Origin of the sequence: Ruegeria sp., from assembly GCF_965243365.1 — a bacterium.
Lineage (GTDB): Bacteria > Pseudomonadota > Alphaproteobacteria > Rhodobacterales > Rhodobacteraceae > Ruegeria.
Window position 1 is genome coordinate 812245 of sequence record NZ_CBDEUW010000001.1, and the last position, 16937, is coordinate 829181.

At 57.9% G+C, this 16937-nt stretch carries 24 protein-coding genes and 1 tRNA gene; 4 read left to right on the plus strand and 21 right to left on the minus strand.

All coding sequences use genetic code 11. The annotated features are described in order from the left end of the window. Nucleotides 1–74: 74 nt before the first annotated feature. Nucleotides 75–1004, minus strand: a complete 930-nt coding sequence (locus ACP0GE_RS03660; RefSeq protein WP_424830648.1) for an AEC family transporter — start codon at nt 1002–1004, stop codon at nt 75–77. Nucleotides 1005–1177: 173 nt separating this feature from the next. Between ACP0GE_RS03660 and ACP0GE_RS03665 the strand changes: the two genes are divergently transcribed. Next, the gene (locus ACP0GE_RS03665; protein WP_424830649.1) at nt 1178–1795 is read left to right on the plus strand and encodes a TetR/AcrR family transcriptional regulator; all 618 of its coding nucleotides are present in this window, start codon (nt 1178–1180) and stop codon (nt 1793–1795) included. A 113-nt stretch (nt 1796–1908) separates the two neighbouring features. Here ACP0GE_RS03665 and ACP0GE_RS03670 read toward each other — a convergent pair whose 3' ends face one another. The 4 genes from ACP0GE_RS03670 to ACP0GE_RS03685 form a co-directional block, all read right to left on the minus strand. Next, nucleotides 1909–3015, minus strand: coding sequence for a hypothetical protein (locus ACP0GE_RS03670; protein WP_424830650.1), 1107 nt, complete (start codon nt 3013–3015; stop codon nt 1909–1911). A gap of 17 nt (nt 3016–3032) precedes the next feature. Continuing rightward, the gene (locus tag ACP0GE_RS03675; protein ID WP_424830651.1) at nt 3033–4454 is read right to left on the minus strand and encodes an MBOAT family O-acyltransferase; all 1422 of its coding nucleotides are present in this window, start codon (nt 4452–4454) and stop codon (nt 3033–3035) included. A 272-nt stretch (nt 4455–4726) separates the two neighbouring features. Beyond that, nucleotides 4727–5386 (minus strand): GDSL-type esterase/lipase family protein, encoded by a 660-nt coding sequence (locus tag ACP0GE_RS03680; protein WP_424830652.1) that lies wholly within the window; start codon nt 5384–5386, stop codon nt 4727–4729. A gap of 431 nt (nt 5387–5817) precedes the next feature. After that, nucleotides 5818–5902, minus strand: a tRNA-Leu gene (locus ACP0GE_RS03685). A 636-nt stretch (nt 5903–6538) separates the two neighbouring features. Between ACP0GE_RS03685 and ACP0GE_RS03690 the strand changes: the two genes are divergently transcribed. Next, the gene (locus ACP0GE_RS03690; RefSeq protein WP_424830653.1) at nt 6539–6967 is read left to right on the plus strand and encodes a hypothetical protein; all 429 of its coding nucleotides are present in this window, start codon (nt 6539–6541) and stop codon (nt 6965–6967) included. Nucleotides 6968–6969: 2 nt separating this feature from the next. Further along, a complete protein-coding gene (locus ACP0GE_RS03695) occupies nt 6970–8982 on the plus strand; it encodes a dynamin family protein (protein WP_424830654.1) in 2013 nt (670 codons plus the stop codon). Nucleotides 8983–9310: 328 nt separating this feature from the next. Here the strand turns inward: ACP0GE_RS03695 and ACP0GE_RS03700 are convergent, their stop codons facing one another. The 16 genes from ACP0GE_RS03700 to ACP0GE_RS03775 form a co-directional block, all read right to left on the minus strand. After that, nucleotides 9311–9514 carry a hypothetical protein gene (locus tag ACP0GE_RS03700; RefSeq protein ID WP_424830655.1) on the minus strand — a complete coding sequence of 68 codons (204 nt, stop codon included), beginning with the start codon at nt 9512–9514 and terminating at the stop codon, nt 9311–9313. A 125-nt stretch (nt 9515–9639) separates the two neighbouring features. Continuing rightward, entirely contained in the window at nt 9640–10179 is a 540-nt protein-coding gene (locus ACP0GE_RS03705) for a M15 family metallopeptidase (protein ID WP_424829963.1), read from the minus strand. Then, nucleotides 10176–10565 (minus strand): hypothetical protein, encoded by a 390-nt coding sequence (locus tag ACP0GE_RS03710; RefSeq protein ID WP_424829964.1) that lies wholly within the window; start codon nt 10563–10565, stop codon nt 10176–10178. The genes ACP0GE_RS03705 and ACP0GE_RS03710 overlap by 4 nt, the downstream gene beginning before the upstream one ends. Beyond that, on the minus strand, nt 10562–10747 hold the full coding sequence (locus ACP0GE_RS03715) for a hypothetical protein (RefSeq protein WP_424829965.1): 186 nt from the start codon (nt 10745–10747) through the stop codon (nt 10562–10564). The genes ACP0GE_RS03710 and ACP0GE_RS03715 overlap by 4 nt, the downstream gene beginning before the upstream one ends. Beyond that, nucleotides 10744–10869, minus strand: coding sequence for a hypothetical protein (locus ACP0GE_RS03720; RefSeq protein WP_424829966.1), 126 nt, complete (start codon nt 10867–10869; stop codon nt 10744–10746). Before ACP0GE_RS03720 ends, ACP0GE_RS03715 begins: the two co-directional genes overlap by 4 nt. After that, complete coding sequence (locus ACP0GE_RS03725; RefSeq protein ID WP_424829967.1) at nt 10866–11030, minus strand: hypothetical protein; 165 nt, start codon at nt 11028–11030, stop codon at nt 10866–10868. Before ACP0GE_RS03725 ends, ACP0GE_RS03720 begins: the two co-directional genes overlap by 4 nt. Continuing rightward, nucleotides 11027–11269 (minus strand): hypothetical protein, encoded by a 243-nt coding sequence (locus ACP0GE_RS03730; protein ID WP_424829968.1) that lies wholly within the window; start codon nt 11267–11269, stop codon nt 11027–11029. Before ACP0GE_RS03730 ends, ACP0GE_RS03725 begins: the two co-directional genes overlap by 4 nt. Further along, nucleotides 11269–11880, minus strand: a complete 612-nt coding sequence (locus ACP0GE_RS03735; RefSeq protein ID WP_424829969.1) for a transglycosylase SLT domain-containing protein — start codon at nt 11878–11880, stop codon at nt 11269–11271. The genes ACP0GE_RS03730 and ACP0GE_RS03735 overlap by 1 nt, the downstream gene beginning before the upstream one ends. Continuing rightward, the gene (locus tag ACP0GE_RS03740; protein ID WP_424829970.1) at nt 11877–12626 is read right to left on the minus strand and encodes a hypothetical protein; all 750 of its coding nucleotides are present in this window, start codon (nt 12624–12626) and stop codon (nt 11877–11879) included. The genes ACP0GE_RS03735 and ACP0GE_RS03740 overlap by 4 nt, the downstream gene beginning before the upstream one ends. Next, nucleotides 12623–13696 carry a hypothetical protein gene (locus tag ACP0GE_RS03745; protein WP_424829971.1) on the minus strand — a complete coding sequence of 358 codons (1074 nt, stop codon included), beginning with the start codon at nt 13694–13696 and terminating at the stop codon, nt 12623–12625. The genes ACP0GE_RS03740 and ACP0GE_RS03745 overlap by 4 nt, the downstream gene beginning before the upstream one ends. Next, nucleotides 13686–14117 carry a hypothetical protein gene (locus ACP0GE_RS03750; protein ID WP_424829972.1) on the minus strand — a complete coding sequence of 144 codons (432 nt, stop codon included), beginning with the start codon at nt 14115–14117 and terminating at the stop codon, nt 13686–13688. The genes ACP0GE_RS03745 and ACP0GE_RS03750 overlap by 11 nt, the downstream gene beginning before the upstream one ends. 3 nt (nt 14118–14120) lie before the next feature. Beyond that, nucleotides 14121–14471 (minus strand): hypothetical protein, encoded by a 351-nt coding sequence (locus ACP0GE_RS03755; RefSeq protein ID WP_424829973.1) that lies wholly within the window; start codon nt 14469–14471, stop codon nt 14121–14123. Continuing rightward, complete coding sequence (locus ACP0GE_RS03760; protein WP_424829974.1) at nt 14468–14710, minus strand: hypothetical protein; 243 nt, start codon at nt 14708–14710, stop codon at nt 14468–14470. Before ACP0GE_RS03760 ends, ACP0GE_RS03755 begins: the two co-directional genes overlap by 4 nt. Continuing rightward, a complete protein-coding gene (locus tag ACP0GE_RS03765; RefSeq protein ID WP_424829975.1) occupies nt 14710–15237 on the minus strand; it encodes a hypothetical protein in 528 nt (175 codons plus the stop codon). The genes ACP0GE_RS03760 and ACP0GE_RS03765 overlap by 1 nt, the downstream gene beginning before the upstream one ends. Before the next feature lie 12 nt (nt 15238–15249). Further along, on the minus strand, nt 15250–16350 hold the full coding sequence (locus tag ACP0GE_RS03770; RefSeq protein ID WP_424829976.1) for a hypothetical protein: 1101 nt from the start codon (nt 16348–16350) through the stop codon (nt 15250–15252). Between the two features lie 115 nt (nt 16351–16465). Next, on the minus strand, nt 16466–16594 hold the full coding sequence (locus ACP0GE_RS03775; RefSeq protein WP_424829977.1) for a hypothetical protein: 129 nt from the start codon (nt 16592–16594) through the stop codon (nt 16466–16468). A 90-nt stretch (nt 16595–16684) separates the two neighbouring features. On the opposite strand from ACP0GE_RS03775, the gene ACP0GE_RS03780 reads away from it, so the two are divergent. Then, nucleotides 16685–16937: helix-turn-helix domain-containing protein (locus ACP0GE_RS03780; RefSeq protein ID WP_424830656.1), on the plus strand; the 253-nt coding region annotated here is incomplete at its 3' end.

A 16937-nucleotide genomic window follows, 5' to 3' on the forward strand; every position in this document is an offset into this window, starting at 1 on the left:
CATGGCTAACGACCCACGCGCCCGACGTAAAGTCCACGCAGTTGCGACGAAGAAAATTCTCGCAAAGGTGAAGATCAGGGTGTGCCAACCCAACCGATGATTAGCGGCACGGTCAGGATACTGGCTGCGGTGGACAGAAGAATAGCCGCCGAGGCGCGCTGCGGTGCAACCCCATAATGCGCCGCCAACATGTAGACATTGCCTGCCACCGGCAGCGCCGCCGCTGCAATGGCGACTGACGCAGGAAATGCATCGATTGGAAGCAGCCAGATCAACATCACTGCAACGCAAATCGGATGGATAACCAGTTTACACAGCGTCAGCCATGCCGCGATCTCAACCCGCTCCGCCGACTTCCCCGCCAAGGATGCCCCAATTGCGAACAAGGCCCCGGGCGTGGCCGCACCGCCCAGGATTGTCAGGAAATCGCCCAATGGCACAGGGACCGGGATGCGCAAAGCGGACCAGATCAACCCGGCCGAAATTGACAAAATCATTGGGTTCTTCAGCAACCCGACGCCAATCAACCGCAGCGTTGCAAGGCTAAGCCTTCCGTCCCGCCCTCCATTGATCAAAATCACGATAAGCGAGGAAAACACCACCAGATCAACCGTCAGCACAAGCATGACAGGACCGATCGCCGCCTCAGAGAACAAAAGCGCCAGCATCGGCAGACCCAGGAAACCAACATTGCCGATGGCCGCACACTGCGCTTCGACGGCTGCCGTAGGAATATCAAGCCCACGCATATAGGCCACCAGGGTCGCCAAGCCATAAACTCCTGCGGTACCAATAAGATAGCCGATCACCAGTCGCCCGTTGAATATCTCGGCAAAAGGCAAGGTGGCCGCAAAGCGAAACAACATTGCGGACAAGGCGAAATAAAAAACAAATTTCGTCAGGTAAGCCGTGGCTTCCTGCGGAAAAAACCAGCTGCGCCCAGCCCAGTATCCCAAGCCAATTATCGCGAAGAAGGGTAGGGTACGTAAAAAAATCTCGACCATGCCCAGTGTCCTAACATGGTTTGCGGTCCGAGTAAGCTCTTCGACCAACCATGTCAACGAAGAGATTGCAAACCGATCAGGAAGTAGATTTATGCGCCGTCATGTATACGAAAATCGTTGAATCTAAACCAAACGGTTTATAAATTCGTTATCACGCCACTTAAGGAACTGACATGACCCAAGCCGCCACAATTCTGCGCACTGGTCGTAAATTCGATCAGGTCTTGCGCGGGGCCCGAGAAGTTTTCATGGCGGATGGGTTTGAAGGCGCAAGCGTAGACGATATCGCCCGTGCGGCAGGCGTCTCGAAAGCGACTTTGTACAGCTATTTCCCGGACAAACGCTTGTTGTTCATGGAAGTCGCTCAAAATGAATGCGAACGGATGGCGGACCACGTCCTGTCAATGATTGACGAGACAAAACCCGCGCGAGAGGTTCTGACCATCGCCGCGACTCAGTTGGCGGCGTTTCTGGTGTCGGATTTTGCGCAACAGGTCTTCCGCATCTGCATTGCGGAAAGTGACCGTTTCCCCGAGCTGGGGCACGCGTTTTATCAGGCAGGCCCCAAGAACGGGCAATGTCATCTGGCAGAATATCTGGAGAAAGCTGTCGCAAAAGGCGAACTTGTGGTCGAGGATGTTCAGATCGCCGCCGCTCAGATGTCAGAGCTTTGCAAAGTTCGCATCTGGAACCGCGCAGCCTTTGGCATTCAATCCAGCTTTACCCAGCAGGAAATCGATGAAGTCGCCCTGCAGGCCGTCGACATGTTCATGGCCCGCTACGGCGTCTGACCCGGACCGGAACACCAGTGCAGGGAATTTCCCAACGGCCTGCCGTCGTGAGGATAGTTACAAAGATAGGGCTTATCAAACGGCGCCGCGCGCGCTCGACCTGAATAACCCGCTCAATTATCGCCTTGAAATGATACGTTCTGAACTTGCACACCATCCGTGAACCCAGGACCATCCTGACGCAGCAAATGTTCGGCAAGAATTTGAGTGAACACAACTTTGTCTGAGTAGTCCAAGTGAGAGGCGTCGGGTAAGTCAAATCCCGACATTACCGGATCGTCCAGAAAATGGATCGTGTCAGCCTCGGTCAATTCTGCAATTGAGTCCCAATATATCTCTCGTGGCAGAATGTCGGTTTCCATAGCAAGCACATCTTCGCTCACAGGCATATAGACCACGACGACACGACCACCGCGATCTTCGATGCTTGAGACCAGACGCCCAAAATCCTCGGCTATGAACTTGCGCCATTCTGCAGGGTCATAATGCGACTGCGTCCCCATCATATGGGCCATTGAGTCTATCCGGGACTTTCTGAGGGCCGGGACATCAACATTCTCAAACCGGAGCGCCATCTCACGGTTAATATCTGTCGTTACATAATCCGGAGGGCCCGCAAACTGTCCAAGTTTGAGCATGTTACGTAGTAGCCGGATCGCACTGTAATACCGATCACCCAATGCCATTCGCGACGAAACCTGATTACCCAACCAAGTATCGATGTACCGCGCCTTGTTCCAATGCTGGTTGTAATATTCAACGTTAGGAGCTTGCTCTTCGAAGGCGGGGCCCGGCATCATAATGGAGGGGACGATCGACAGTACAACCAGACCTTTGAATTGGGAATTCAGCGCAAGATCCTCATAAGCCGAGTAGGGCGCAGCACCCGACACCGCCAGCTGGTGAACCTGAACATTTCCAAGCGCTTCCGAAAGCGTTGCAAGTGACACATTCGATTGCATTCGAGACGCGCCGAGCAGCGCGACCGAGTTAGGATCGGTATCCGCCTCAAGTTCACCGCGAACAAGGGCCCATCGCTCTGGTGAGTAGTCGAGGCTTGGGATACCTCCATTGCTGCGAATGTGGAATTCCAGCGCACAAAACAGGAGGGCAGCCAAGACCAGTGACCCCAGAACAGAAACCAGGTAACGCGACCCCTTTCTGGATTTGGGCGTAGCCGCGTCCTGTACTGCAATTTTGTCTAGCGCCTTATGCTCCATCCTTGTTCACTCAACCCTTAAAACTGAAAATAGATAAATTCGTCAGCACTGCTGCCGATAACCGCGATCGAAAAAACGGCCAACGCTCCCAGAACGGTAACAACGCTTAGCGGCATAGCGTCAACAACTTCGCGAAGCGGACGATGACGCAGCTGCCAATGCGCCAGAAACAGCCCGGTCAGGCAGATCAGGACAAGGGCTGTGTTGAGCATCGGAACGTCAAAATTGGAGTCCTGGATGTTAAACAGCGAGGTCAGCATCAAGCCTGTTTGAGACAGATCTTCTGCGCGGAACAAAACTGCTGATTGCGACAGCAGCAACATTGTCAGCGCCCAGAACAAAATTTGCGCAAGGGTGGTATGCCAAACGGGCCAATGCCCGATTTTGTAGCGCAACCACAGCTCGGTCATCAGCACGAACCCGTTAAATGCGCCCCAAAAAACAAATGTCCAACTCGCCCCATGCCACAGACCAATGATTGTCATGGTCAGTAGCTGGGCATACATAATGTTGTAGATCGAACGGCTCCGCTTTGATTTGATGCTGGCGTACAAATAATCCCGGAACCAAGACGACATCGAAATATGCCATCTTTGCCAAAAATCAGCGTACCCGATAGCCGAAAACGGCGCCCTGAAGTTGACTGGCAGAACAAACCCCAGTGATAGCGCCACGCCAATTGCCATAAGAGAATATCCTGAAAAGTCAGCGAAAATCTGCCCCATGAACGCGAAATTGGCCAATATGACTGTAGAAGCTGGTAAGATTTCATCATGTTCGTAGACCGAGTCGACGACAGGAGCGAACAGCCCGTCCGCCAGAACAACTTTCTCGAACAAACCGATGAGAAAAAGAACCAAGGCCCAGCCCAGCTGATCGGCGCTTACTTTGGGTTGTACCTTCAACTGTGGCAGGAAACGACGGGCCCTTACGATTGGGCCGGCAACCAACTGAGGGAAGAAGGCGACAAAAACAGCAAAATCCAGAAATCCGGCGTCCGGGCGCATGCGCCCTTTAAAGACATCCAGAGAATAAGTCAGGGTCTGGAACGTATAGAAAGAAATACCAATCGGAAGCAAAACGCTCCAGGGCATTGGCTCGTATATAATTCCAAACTGCGCCAACAGGTTGGTGGTGTTTACAAGCAGGAACTCTCCGTACTTAAAGTAGCTGAGAACCCCAAGGTTCGCCGTTAGACTTACGAACAGCCAGAACCTCTTGCCTTTCTGAGAGTCGGCGCGATAAATTTTCTTTGCCGCGTAGAAGTCCACGATCGTTGAGAAGATGATGATCAGCAGATAAGGCAGATTCCAAGCGGCGTAAAAAAGCCAGCTCATAATCAGCAAAAACAGCTTCTTCAGACGCCACTGGTAATTCAGCTGATAACAGACAAAAACGACAACAAAAAAGAAAGCAAACAGGTACGAATTGAAAACCATCGACCACTAACCGAACCAAACACCCTGATCCAATAGTTACCAACTGAGACTTGACTTGTGAAGCTGTGTCCGCCGCATACAGACTAAGTTTTGGACCAGGATGCATACTCGTTTCTCACAGTGCGCCAGTGCAGTGAATAAGGGGTTATTGTTTCCGTTAGGCAAGCCGTGATCTGCCTCATTTCACCTGTCTGGAACCCCAAGCACTTTTCTGCGAGAGGCCGAGCGCGGCCACTTCTTTGGGCACTATATTGTTAACCACCTGCTTTACATCATTCACACAAGGGTGGTGTGGTAACTTCAGGCAATTGCATTAAGGCTTCAAAATAGCGCTTGGCGACGAATTCTGCCCCCTGCTGATTGTAGTGCACATCGTCGGCCATGAACTGGTCGGACCAGCCGGTTGACATATCCACAGCGATGATCCGCGAGTCGGAGGCGGACACACGACTGGCCAAATCAGAAATTTCGCGGTTAAGCGAGGAAATCCGGCTTTCTGTATGAGCATCCATAAGATTGCTGTGAGCGGGGGCAATCTGCTCCAATACAATGGTGACCTGCGGATTCGCCGCCCGGAATTTTTCGATAATCTGATGGATATTGCTGACGACCTTCTGGGCTGCATCATTGGTCTCTATCAGGTCGTTCCCACCAACACCCAGCAATACGACATCAGGAGGATCAATCCGCTTGAGAATGCTGTTCATACTCGCGAGTAAATCTTCTGTTGAATACCCGGTGGCACCTGCATGATCGCGATCAAATAAGACATCACGCCGCTCGGGGTAGGTCGACTCGTCCTCGAACGGGCCAATAAAGTCAACGACCACGCCACGATCCGACAACAGCGACCAAAGCTCAAAACGATAGCTTTCAAAATGAGGCCTGTCCCCCTTCACGCGAGAATCGCCAACGGGCAGTATTGTGGTCATCTTACAACCACTTTCGTCTGCCCGGGAAAACCCAAGCGCCAGAGCACCGAGGACTCCAACTGCTACGAGTGATAACAACACCTTTGTATGTCTATTTCTAAATGTTGCAGACTTAAGCATCGCTCACACCGCTCTCCCATTCAGTTTCCGCATATTTGCAATCTCGGAAGTTATTAACAGCAGCTGCCAAAACCTGCCAATGCGCATGATCTTAGATGAATTTCGTACGACGCATTAGCCAAAGTTAGCGCCCGATCGATTGGTCGTCGATGGCTCGGGACATTCATGGTGCCAAAAAGGTGCAAATAGACCAATCCGGGTGAGGCGTTGAATCCTGCCCGCCTGATGCGCACCTTTAGCAATCCAAGTCGCCAGCAACAGAGGGACAAAGCCCCAACTTCATTAACCGTTCACGTCCCAACAAGTTAGAATGGTGCGGGTGGAGGGACTTGAACCCCCACGCCTTGCGGCGCCAGAACCTAAATCTGGTGCGTCTACCAATTTCGCCACACCCGCAACCTGATGCCTTGGCATCGGAATGTCGCGGTCAATATCAAAGCTTGTGAGAGAGTGCGAGAGGGAAATTTGCTTCCAGATAAAGTTTGTCGGCACGACTCACCAGAGCCCGCATGCCGCGTTGCGATTGATGGGGAACTGCGCGAGTTGAATTTGGTCTTTGACCACACGCTCACAGTTTCCCCAAGGGAAACATTTCTTCAAAACGAACGCGATATTTCAAACACGCTAACGTTGAATGATGTGCCCAAACAGACCAGCCAATATGAACGGTGAACCGAAAGTTCTACGAAGGGCTTCACCAGAAAATTCCGCCCGAAAATTGCGGGGAAGGCCTATAAATCACAAACAGTTAAGGGTGCATTCCAAATCTACGCGGCGTAACGCATAGCCACATAACGCTTTCGCATATCCGTTTCCACACATACGGGAATCCATCAAAACTCGCCTTTTGGTTGCGGCATTTCTATGCGGGCCGCATCACAATTGCGCCATATTTCAAACGCCAAAAAATCTCATTCGCGTCAAATTAAGACCTCGGTGATCAGACTTGATTGGGCCCCAGGAGTTAATGAGTCTTTTTGCCATCCGGCGCTGTACGAGTATTTGCTCAACTCCAGAACAAGGGTCTGTGTCGTGACCAACCAGAATTATTCCGCTGCCTCCGAGCAAGATGCTGTTGATCTTGCGCGCGAGAGCTTTGTCGGCGAGCTGAAAACTCTGAACAGCCAGCATCCTGGCACCGGGTTTGGCATCGCTTTGAGAACTCATTCGGGCAATCGCTATTTGCTGGCAAACTCTCGTATGCCGTTGCCCGCCAACAAATCTCAGGACTTCCCGACCGGGCGCCGCGTGGCTTGCCTGGAAAATGGCGAGCATTTCAGCTCGATCGAAGTTCTGGCCGACTCGTTTGCCTATGAATCGATTTCGCCCAAGACCGAGGCGGCGATTCTGGGCAATGCACTGGACCTGATCGCGCGCATCGACAAGCTGCCCGGCCATCCCGCCGGCGGCCTGCCGAATGACAAACAGGCCCTAATCGCTGCAACTGGAACCGGAGGCTGACAATGGCGCGCAACGACCACCTTCTGTCTGTAGGAAACGAGTCCCTGTCGCCCATGACCGAGGCGATGGCATCGTTGACGACGCAGATTGATCAATTGACAGAGGTGGCAGATGCGCGCTCATCAGCGCGTCTGGCGACACTCAAGACCCGTATGGAGAACTTCACCGCCAGCGTCACGCTGGTAGGGCAGGTCAAGGCGGGCAAATCCTCGATCGTGAACATTCTGGCGGGCCGCCCGAATCTGCTGCCTTCGGATGTGAACCCGTGGACATCGGTGGTGACCACGCTGAACATCAACACGCGCACCCAGGGCGACACCCGGTCCAAGTTCACTTTTTTCGAGCAGGAAGAGTGGGATAACCTGATGGTCGGCGGCGGCCGTCTGGGTGAACTGGCCAATCGCGCAGGCGCGGATGATGAAATGGACGATATCCGCCGGCAGATCGCCGAGATGAAGTCCAAATCAGAGGACCGTCTGGGCAAGCACTTCGACCTGATCCTGGGTCAGAGCCACCAGTACGACTATTTCGATGAGGAGCTTATCCAGCGCTACGTTTGTTTGGGTGATGACGATGATCCGGATATCAACCCAAAGACAGGGCGGTTCGCCGATGTGACCAAATCGGCGGAGTTGTTTATGGACATCCCGCAGTACCCGGTTGCTCTGAAGCTTTGCGATACGCCCGGCGTGAACGATACGTTCATGGTGCGCGAACAGATTACCTTGCGCAGCCTGCGTGGGTCCGAGGTTTGCGTTGTTGTGCTGGCTGCCAGCCAGGCTTTGACCACCATGGACATGGCGCTGATGCGCATCATTGCGCAGTTTGAGAACCGCCAGATCATTCTATTCGTCAATCGCATTGACGAACTTTCGGACCCGGTCAACCAGGTGCCTGAAATCCGCGACCGGATTCAGGATACGTTGAAGCAGAACAATATCGACACCAATACCAGCATCGTCTTTGGAAGTGCTCAATGGGCTGAGGCGGCGCTGACAGGCAACCCGGATATTCTGACCGAGGAGTCGCGTCAGGCGCTGAATACATTCTATCTGGCAGCAGGTTTCGGAGATCAGGCCGCGTCGCTAGACAAAATCTGGGCGCTGTCCGGCTTGCCGGATCTTCTGCTTGCCATGAATGAGCGGATCGCGGAAGGGGCAGGGAACCGCCTGCTGGATCGCGTTCGCCACCGCGCGCGCAACATCGCCAGCCAAATCCGCGCAACTGCGGTCGCTAAGAATCTGGCTGGTGGCGAGGGTGTGATGCGCGATCTTGACGGAAGCTCGCCGGAAGATGCCATTGCGACCGTTACGGCTGAATACGAAAAGAAAGTCGCTGACCTGACAACGTCTTTGCGCACCAAGGTTCTGGAGCGCTTGAACTCGGCAGAAGCCAACTTTGTCAAACGCGCGACGGATTCACTGATTGCGCATCTTGAACAGAATGGCGAGCAGGGCACCTGGCAATATGACCCCGCCGGATTGCGGACGCTGCAAAAGGCGGCGTATTTCAGCTTTGCCCGCTCCATGCGCAAAGAGGCCGGTTCGCTATATTCGGCGGCCGCAGGGGATGTCGGCGCGCTATATCACAAGCTTCTGGGGAACCATCTAGGTGAATTCAACATCGAAGCCCCGATTGTTCCCCGAGTACCGCCACCGTTGGGGATCGGGCGCACCATCGCGCTGGATCTGCAAAGCACCTGGTGGCGCAGATGGTGGCAGAAACGCAAAGGGTTCGAGGCATATGCCGCGGACTACACACGCCTGATCGCGTCCGAAGCAAATTCGATCACCAAGGATATCGAAGAGAACCAGATCGCAGCCGTTCTGGAAAATGTGCGGGCGACGTTGGCCGATTTCATGCGCGAACAGAAGGAAACACTTCTGAACATTTCGCAATCTGCTGAAAACGACCCAGCGCGGAACTCGGAACTTTTGGCTGGAATGCAACCGCAGAAATCGCGCGATGACATTCTGGGCGACATCCTCAAAGATCTCAGCAACGAAGCAGCATAAGAAGAGTTATGGTAAATTACACGATTAGGGCAAGGGCGTTGTTTTCCTTTTATAAACATGCGTTCTTAAATCTGTACTTTTAAAGAACGGTTCCCAAAAGTCAAACTTAAAGTGAAACTTCAACTTCGGTGCGCAAGTGAACACGCCGATCTTCCTGCAGGAATCGCCTTCAGGGTGTTTGGATCGTGTTTGGATCGTGTTTGGATCGTGTTTGGATCGTGCTAAACGAGGTGAGCCGGTGCGTGGGTGCGCACCGGCTCTGAACGATAACCGCCGGATTGGCGATGGAATGCTAGCGCGCTCACTGTGAGCGCATGGCAACCAAAGGTCAACCGTGATCGCCGCTTTGCGCCTCAATCCGGGCTTCCAGAGAGGCAATGCGTTCGTTCATGCGCCGCTCCAGGCTCTGCAAGTCGTTCCGATGTTTCTGTTCCAGGTCTTTCTCGCGCTTTTCGTTGTCAAAGACCCGCGCCCAGAGGTCATTCAATCCTTCCACCAGGCTCGGAATCTGATAATGGGTGTGATAATTCATGTTGGTTCCTTCCTTCAGCTTTTCCTTTGCTCCGGAGATAACCAGGGCGGGCTGTAACCTGCCGGAAATATTGGTTATTCCAACCGGCTGACGCGGTTCAAATGTTTTTCACCGCCCGAAGAGGATTAATCCGGATACCATTCCCTGGGCAACTGGAAGTGCGGGCCGTCCACGAAGCGCGCCCAGTCGCCGCCCCATTCGAGCGGGATGCCGAGGTCATCGGCCGCGCGTTTCCAGGTCGTGGCCATGCGCTGCCAAGCGCGCCAGTCGTTCCAGGGAATATCGCCATCGATCCACGGATGCGCGTCGAGCGCATGGCCGGTCACGTGGCGGCTGTCCATGGTCAGGCTCTTGCCGGTTTTCACGAGGATCTTCTGCTCCTCGATCGATCGCAGCCCGCAGTGGATGCCAAAATCGTGGCTGCTCATCTCAAGCGCGCGCCGCGCCACCCGGACCAGATCCGGGTGAACGGCTTCAAAACAGTCCTCGGACCGCTTGCCGAAACGGAACTTTTTGGCCCGGCCCATCACTTCCACGCCTTCTTCATGGCCTTGGACAAAGCCGCCTTGCTCGGCTTCTTTCCCTTCTTGTTGCGCCAGGCCTTCTTCATCTCCGCCCGCGCCACGGACTTGTTGAATCGCTTCTTTCGTTTCATCGCGTTTCACTCCTTTTTTTTTGAGTTGAATTGAGGGATCACACGCCGGCCGAATGCAAAGCTGATCGCGCTCAGCAGCGCCCACTGATACCAATCCGGCGTGGCATCGAGCGCGTCGAATCCGGCCTCGATATAGGGCGGAATGCCAGGGACGAAGCTGAGCAACAGCGGAATCGACAAAACGATTGTGAACCATTCATCTTTCCAGCTTGTTTTGCTTGCCTGGACTGCCAGCAACTCCCATGACTTGCCATGCTCCACGGCGGCTGTGGCCGCTTTCGCGCGCGCCGTCTCGATGTCCGCGCGCGCCTTCAGCTCCGCGACCTTCAGGTCAGCGCGCGCTTTAAGCGCCTCGCCGCCGATGCCCAGCACCCCCGCCAATAATTGTAGGATCATTCCCCCGGCTCCCTGTAACTGTTCAACTGATCGATCTTGACCAGCAATTCGCGGATTGCCTCCGCCAAAGGCTCAAGCACCTCGCGGCGCTCGCGCTGTGACTGGATGACCAGGTAGAGCGCGCCGGTGAGCGCCAGCATCCCCATGCCGCCGTCGATGATATGCGGCAGGATCTCGATCATCTCGAGTCCTCCCCTTCAACTGGCCGCGTCAGCCGTGCCAGCGCCATTGCGCCGGCCAGCAGCACCAGCCAGGCCGGCAGTTTGTTCAGCTTGTCGAGATTGCCCAGCAATTGATCGATCATTTGATGATCCTCCACAGCAACACGCCCAGCAACGCATAGACGATCAGCCCGTTCGCGCCGCCGATCCCCGCGTTGGCCCCGGCCCAGGCGTGACGCACATCGTCCAGCCCGTGCATGTGATCGCGCCCGCGCCCGTCTCCGCTGTATCCGCGCCGTCTCATCCGCTTCGCCCTCCGTTTCTCGCCAGCATGTAGGCCCCCAGACCGGCGCTCACGCCCAGCAGCGCGTTATCGGTGACGGCCCCCACCGCAACGCCGGTGAGCGCGCCGATCGCCACGTCGCCCAGCGTGTCAACGTCCTCGACAACCGCGTCGGTCGACTCCTTCGCCCACCAGGCGAGAACCGCGCCGCCGGCCACCACCGCGCCTTTGATGATCCAGGGTGTCAGAGGTCCCGCCATCAAGCCGCCTCCGATTGCTGCCGCGCCTGGACGGCCCGGATCGCTTCGAGATAGCGCAGGGTCGCCGCGCGCACCCCGGTGCCCTTCTCGTGCCAGGTCTCGCCGCCATTATAGGCGCGGATCACCCAGTCTTCCGGCGCGTCTGCGTAAGCGTCCGGAACACGGTCCCGCAGATACCGGATATAGGCGTAGCCGATGATCACGCCCCAGACCGGATCGAACAGCGCCTGGCCCAGATCGTCCCGGCCGAAGCGCCGGCGCAGGCCCAGCGTTCCCGTGTCCGCGTCCCAGAGGCCGCGCGCGGTGCTCAACTGGACTTGCATCAGGCCCCGGCTGTCCTCGCCGGCCGTGTTGTGCGCCAGCGGATCGCCGCCGCTCTCCACCTCGATCATCGCGGCCACAAGCGACTGGTCGCGCGCCGGTACACCGGCCTGGCGCGCATAGGCCCAGGCGCGGGTTCCGGTTCCTGGTGTGCGGTCCACGTTTGCGGATGGTGCGGGATCCAGCGCCCCGCGCACCTCGCCGATCAGGCCGGCCACCTGAGCCCGGTTGTGATAGAGCCACCAGGCGGCCGCCGCGATGACCGCAAGCGATGCAAGGTCCCGGATCATGGCCGCACCTTCCCAAGCAACCGCACTTTGATTGTCATCAGTGCGCCAAATTGCAGCCAGAGTTGATTAGTTAAGCCAGTGTATTCAGCTTCATACGTGACATGCAGCTTCAACATCGTACCGGTCGCCACCAGATAGGGCGACGGCAGGATGAATGCTTCGCCTTGGAATACCGGCACCGAGTCATGTTCGACGGGATCCGTATTAGCGGTATTTCTCACATGAAACAGGTCCGGCGGCTGACCGCCCGCGTGCCCGTATGATGCGATGACTCTTTGACCGGCCGGCAGCAAGGGAACGGGCGAAACCTCGTTGGTGATCACATTGGCCCGCAGCCTTCCAGCTTTTGGCTGTGGGTCCAAATTCGTAAAATCCACTTCGACCTGCTCGCCTTCAGGCGGCTTCAGGTAAATCGATTTTGTTTGATCCGTTTCCCGTCTCAGATTCACATAGTAATAGAAAACGTCCTTCTCTTTGGCATAGGAAGGTTCATCGGCATGGCCATCCACGAGGCGGCGGCCAAATTCGAGCGTCACGTCCACCGCGCGATGCGTCAGCGGCGATGCCACCACCATGTCAGACCGCGCGCCGGCGATGATCCCGCCGCGCGGCAGACGATGCCAGGTGCCGCCGTGCCGCACAAACAACTCGTCCACGTCGCCCTGGACGTAGCGGACCTGTTCATGACTGCCCAGATTGCGCTCGCCCAGCAGGGTGTAGCTCGCATAATAAACGCCCGCAGTCATGCCGCCCTCCAATTGCCCGCAAACACGATCACCGCCGCGCCGATCAGCGCCCAGGTGATCAAACGGACCTGCACATTGCTTGTTTGACCCAGGGTTCCGCGCGCGAGGTCCAGAATCTCGCCCGTGACCCGATCCTGCCGATCCCCGGCCCTGTCGATCAGATCCGCGCCCACATCCAGCGCCGAACGCTGCTCCCGCCCAACCGCCGCAACCAGCCGCGCGCCGGTGTCCAGCACGTCCTGTTGCCGGTCACCCACCGCCGCAACCAGGCGCGTATTGATTGCATGTTGGTTCTCCGCCCTCTGACCAGCCCGGTCCACCAGCCGCGCGCCGGTATCGAGCGCGTCCTGTTGCCGGTCGCCTGCAGATGCGACCAGCCGCGCGCCGGTGTCCAGCGCCTCCTGTTGCCGGTCACCCGCCGTCGCAACCAGCCGCGCGCCGGTGTCCAGCGCCTCCTGTTGCCGGTCACCCGCCGTCGCAATCAGCCGCGCGCCGGTGTCCAGCGCCTCCTGTTGCCGGTCGCCCGCAGATGCAATCAGCCGCGCGCCGGTGTCCAGCGCCTCCTGTTGCCGGTCGCCCGCAGATGCAATCAGCCGCGCGCCGGTATCGAGCGCCGCTTCGGCAAAATCGATCCCGGCCTGCAGCTGCCCCTGCCAGCTTTGAAGCTGCGCGTAATGGGCGTCATTGACCGCAATGATGCCGTCATTGGCCGCCGCCAGAACCTCGCTCAGAAGCCGGTTGATGCCGTCCTGATCGAAGCGCCGCGCGCTCAGCAATTCGGCCGCCTGGCGCTCCCAGGCCGCCACCGTCGCCCGCAGCGTCTCGTCGCTGGGATCGATGTTGACGTAGACCGAATCGAGGATCTGCGTCGCGTCGTTGAGAACGGCGCGCTTGTCCACACTCGAATCCGTGATGTCGAAGTGGCGGTTGTCGCTCAGGTCGCGGTTGTCCTCGGTATGGACATTCGTGGTGTTGGTGGTCTCGTTGACGTTGCTCGTGATCGTCCTGTTCTCGACATTCGAGCTGGACTTGTTGGACGTTCTGCTTCTGGAACTGGATTTACTGCCCATCGGTGCCCTCCCAGACCCGCTTCAGGATCCATTCGTCCCCGGCCTCAAGCACCCAGCCTTCCCGCGCCATCGCCCGCTGCGCCGCCGCCAGCAGCGGACGGGCCAGGCCCTTCAGCTTCGGGCTTGGCAAGCACCGGATCACCCCGATCCGGCCCGTGTTCCGAAGCGCGCGCCAGATCGCCAGGGCTTCCCCCCAGGTCTCGAAATGGTCGTAGACCATCTGCCACGCTTCGGACGCTCCGGACACCGCTCCGGGGCGCTCCTGCGCCAGCAGAACCCAGGTATCCCCGCAGCGCGCCGTGAAGCTGTTGTTAGCGTTCACACCGGCGGCCCAGGCCTCTTCGGCCGTCACCAGGCCGATCACCGGTCCACTGGCGACCTGGACGGGCGCGTCGGACGGTTTATAGCTTCGGTCCAGCATCGATCAGCCCCGCTTCCTCATCAGCCACCACAGGCCCAGCCCTGCCGCTCCCAGGACGCCCAGGACGATCAGCGGGTTTGCACCGCCGCCCCCGCCCGGGTTCTTCAGCCCCGCACTCCGGACGGCCGCGCTGAAGAACCCGTCCTCAGCGGCGGCGCCGAACACCACCGGCCCTGTCTGCCCGGTCACGTCGCCGGTCGAGACGTCCGCGCGCGTGTCGGCACTGCCCGTGTTCTCCAGGTCCTTCAGGATGTCGTTCACGACGTCATCGGCCGATTGCGCCGCCGCCTCGGCAATCGCCGTGGCGTCTGCCGCGCTTGGGGCGGAAAGGCTCAGATCCGGAATGGTGGTCATGATCCGCGTTCCTCAAGCAGCCGGTTGGTCAGCGAGCGATAGCGGCCCTGGCTCAGCGCCAGTTCGCGTTCGGCCAGTTCCAGTTCCTCCTGCGTCCGCCGCGCGACCAGCTCGTGCCGGCGCAACAGCGCCCGCGCCAGCGCCGCGCGCAGCCGCTCAACACGCCGGTCGGCCCTGGCCACCATGAGCCGCGCCGCGCCCAGCACGTCCTCTTCCACCCGCCGGTCGATCTGATCCATTAGCGTAGCTCCCTGAATACGTAGATCGCCCCCACCGCGGCCGCGGCCAAAGCCGCCGGCCACATCAGGCGGCTGATCAGCGTGTCGCCGCGCCGCGACTCGAAGGCTTCGCGGTAGAGCGTGCCCCGGTCCACCAGCAGCCGGCGCGCGTCGTCGCGTTCCTCGTGCTGTGCGTCAAGCGTCACCTCGTAAGCCGCCAGTTCGTCGTTGCGCTCCCGGTCCTCGCGCGTGGTCACGTCCCGGAACCGCTCGTTCCCGTCGTCGCGTTCCAGGTCCTCACGATCCGTTTCCAGGCGATACTGCGCGCGCTTGTCATCGAGCCGGGACCGGATCAGGTCGTGCTCGTCGTCCCGCGCCCGGTCCTGACGGTCGGTATCGTCCCGGAACCGTTCATTGCCCCGCAGCCGGCGGTCGGCCCGGTCCTGGTACTCGCGCAGCCGGCGGTCCTGCCGGTCCCTGGCCCGCCGGTCGAGCGTGTCGTCCAGCGTGTCCCAGGCCCGGCCCAGCAGATCATCCCAACTCGACATGGCTACCTCTCGTCAGAGACGATCCGCGAAATAGACCTCGACTGTGACCTCCGTGTTGGCCGACGTCAGTTCCAGTTCGATCTCGATCCGGTCATCGCGCCGGCGTTGCTGATCAGACGTCAGCGGCGCAAGCGCCAGCCCGTCGCGTTCCTGATCGATCAGCAGGTCAACGCAGCCCCCTACCCCGATCAGCGCGCCCGTCGCATTGCGGTACGGACCAACATCCTCCTGATCTGATGCCTTGTTCGGCCTCAGCAGCGCCTCGACATGATTCACATGCGTGTCGGATTTGATCCATTCCACATCGCCGATGCTCACCTCGAAGTTCTCGATCTTCTTGCCAGCGCCGGATGTCACGATGATGCGCTGAATGCGCCGGTCGATGCGGATGTCGTCGATGATATGCTTGCCCGAGGTGGCGAAGCTCTTCTTGTAGACCTGGCGGGAAATGACATTGCCGGCCGGCACCAGAACCGGGTTGTAAAAGGCGATGATTTGAGGCTTGATCTCGGTCTTGTGCTTGTCGGTCGTGTAGAGCGTCAGGCGCAGATCGCGGATATTGCCGGTTCCCAGGGCGTAGAGGTCCTGGACCGGTGCGCCGGCGCGGAACACGTTCGGCCACCCAAACGGGATGAACCACGCGGTTCCCAGCCCCAGACACCCGTTCATGCGCAGATACGCCTCGAATCTGGTGATGTCCTCGAAGTCCCAGATCGTGATGCCGTCCGCCTCCAACTTGATCCGGTCCAGGATCTTCGCGAAATGGTCGGTGTTGACGTATTTTTCGCCGTTATCGCCCGTTTCCAGAAGATCGTTGGCATTGGTGCCGGTGATCGCTGTATTGGCCAGCGTCTCGAAGCGCAGCATCAGCCCGCGATAGGTGTATGCGCCGGTTGGTACATCGATCTCGTATTCGCCGCCTGAGAGCCTCTGGGAGATTGTCACCAGATCGTCGGCCACGTTGATGTAGTCTGGAAGCGCCGCGTCCGCGCCCATCACAAGTTGAGAGCCGGGCATCCCGGCGCGGACCAGGTTGGGATTGACCGGTGCCGCAGCGGCCGACGCGGGTGCGCCACGCGCGGCCGCCCGTGCGCGATTGAGGAAGTTCGACATTAGAAGCCTCCGAACGCCCGCCGGATCGACCGGCTGTCGGCAAAGATGGAATAGAGGAACAGACCGGCCACCGTGCCGATCGTCGATGCCAGGATCAGTTCGCTTTTCATGAGCGTTACCGGCTGATCATTCTGGATACGGACTGGACCAGCCGATCCGTCAGGCCGGAATTGTCCAGGACTTCGTAGAGGAAGATCCCGACCATGGTGCCGGCGGCATAGTGCATAAGCGTCTTGGCTTTCATTGCTGAGCTCCGAAGCTGAAGAAAGAAAAGATGCCGCCCAGCATGGCGCTGTCATGAATTGTCAACAAATACAATTTGGTGACAGTCATCATGACACGTAAATTGACGGTCATGACCAATGTTGACACCAATGTTGACGGGGCGATTGACCACCTGAACCGGGTGATCGCGGCCAGAGGCCGGGGCGGGGGCTTCTCCGTGGCCGTGGATTTGGGCGTTGATCCCTCGCAAGTGTCGCACTGGCGGCGCGGAAAGCGGGTCCCCTCCCCCGACATGACACGCAAAATCAACGGCTTGCCTGTCATTGACAATCATGACAGTGACAAACTTGACACCGATCATG

What these genes read in the sequence shown, in the direction of transcription:
- ACP0GE_RS03660 (WP_424830648.1), bottom strand. Translation starts at nt 1,004, where the DNA reads ATGGTCGAGATTTTTTTACGTACCCTACCCTTCTTCGCGATAATTGGC.
- ACP0GE_RS03665 (WP_424830649.1), top strand. Translation starts at nt 1,178, where the DNA reads ATGACCCAAGCCGCCACAATTCTGCGCACTGGTCGTAAATTCGATCAG.
- ACP0GE_RS03670 (WP_424830650.1), bottom strand. Translation starts at nt 3,015, where the DNA reads ATGGAGCATAAGGCGCTAGACAAAATTGCAGTACAGGACGCGGCTACG.
- ACP0GE_RS03675 (WP_424830651.1), bottom strand. Translation starts at nt 4,454, where the DNA reads ATGGTTTTCAATTCGTACCTGTTTGCTTTCTTTTTTGTTGTCGTTTTT.
- ACP0GE_RS03680 (WP_424830652.1), bottom strand. Translation starts at nt 5,386, where the DNA reads ATGACCACAATACTGCCCGTTGGCGATTCTCGCGTGAAGGGGGACAGG.
- ACP0GE_RS03695 (WP_424830654.1), top strand. Translation starts at nt 6,970, where the DNA reads ATGGCGCGCAACGACCACCTTCTGTCTGTAGGAAACGAGTCCCTGTCG.
- ACP0GE_RS03700 (WP_424830655.1), bottom strand. Translation starts at nt 9,514, where the DNA reads ATGAATTATCACACCCATTATCAGATTCCGAGCCTGGTGGAAGGATTG.
- ACP0GE_RS03710 (WP_424829964.1), bottom strand. Translation starts at nt 10,565, where the DNA reads ATGATCCTACAATTATTGGCGGGGGTGCTGGGCATCGGCGGCGAGGCG.
- ACP0GE_RS03715 (WP_424829965.1), bottom strand. Translation starts at nt 10,747, where the DNA reads ATGATCGAGATCCTGCCGCATATCATCGACGGCGGCATGGGGATGCTG.
- ACP0GE_RS03720 (WP_424829966.1), bottom strand. Translation starts at nt 10,869, where the DNA reads ATGATCGATCAATTGCTGGGCAATCTCGACAAGCTGAACAAACTGCCG.
- ACP0GE_RS03725 (WP_424829967.1), bottom strand. Translation starts at nt 11,030, where the DNA reads ATGAGACGGCGCGGATACAGCGGAGACGGGCGCGGGCGCGATCACATG.
- ACP0GE_RS03730 (WP_424829968.1), bottom strand. Translation starts at nt 11,269, where the DNA reads ATGGCGGGACCTCTGACACCCTGGATCATCAAAGGCGCGGTGGTGGCC.
- ACP0GE_RS03735 (WP_424829969.1), bottom strand. Translation starts at nt 11,880, where the DNA reads ATGATCCGGGACCTTGCATCGCTTGCGGTCATCGCGGCGGCCGCCTGG.
- ACP0GE_RS03740 (WP_424829970.1), bottom strand. Translation starts at nt 12,626, where the DNA reads ATGACTGCGGGCGTTTATTATGCGAGCTACACCCTGCTGGGCGAGCGC.
- ACP0GE_RS03745 (WP_424829971.1), bottom strand. Translation starts at nt 13,696, where the DNA reads ATGGGCAGTAAATCCAGTTCCAGAAGCAGAACGTCCAACAAGTCCAGC.
- ACP0GE_RS03750 (WP_424829972.1), bottom strand. Translation starts at nt 14,117, where the DNA reads ATGCTGGACCGAAGCTATAAACCGTCCGACGCGCCCGTCCAGGTCGCC.
- ACP0GE_RS03755 (WP_424829973.1), bottom strand. Translation starts at nt 14,471, where the DNA reads ATGACCACCATTCCGGATCTGAGCCTTTCCGCCCCAAGCGCGGCAGAC.
- ACP0GE_RS03760 (WP_424829974.1), bottom strand. Translation starts at nt 14,710, where the DNA reads ATGGATCAGATCGACCGGCGGGTGGAAGAGGACGTGCTGGGCGCGGCG.
- ACP0GE_RS03765 (WP_424829975.1), bottom strand. Translation starts at nt 15,237, where the DNA reads ATGTCGAGTTGGGATGATCTGCTGGGCCGGGCCTGGGACACGCTGGAC.
- ACP0GE_RS03770 (WP_424829976.1), bottom strand. Translation starts at nt 16,350, where the DNA reads ATGTCGAACTTCCTCAATCGCGCACGGGCGGCCGCGCGTGGCGCACCC.
- ACP0GE_RS03775 (WP_424829977.1), bottom strand. Translation starts at nt 16,594, where the DNA reads ATGAAAGCCAAGACGCTTATGCACTATGCCGCCGGCACCATGGTCGGG.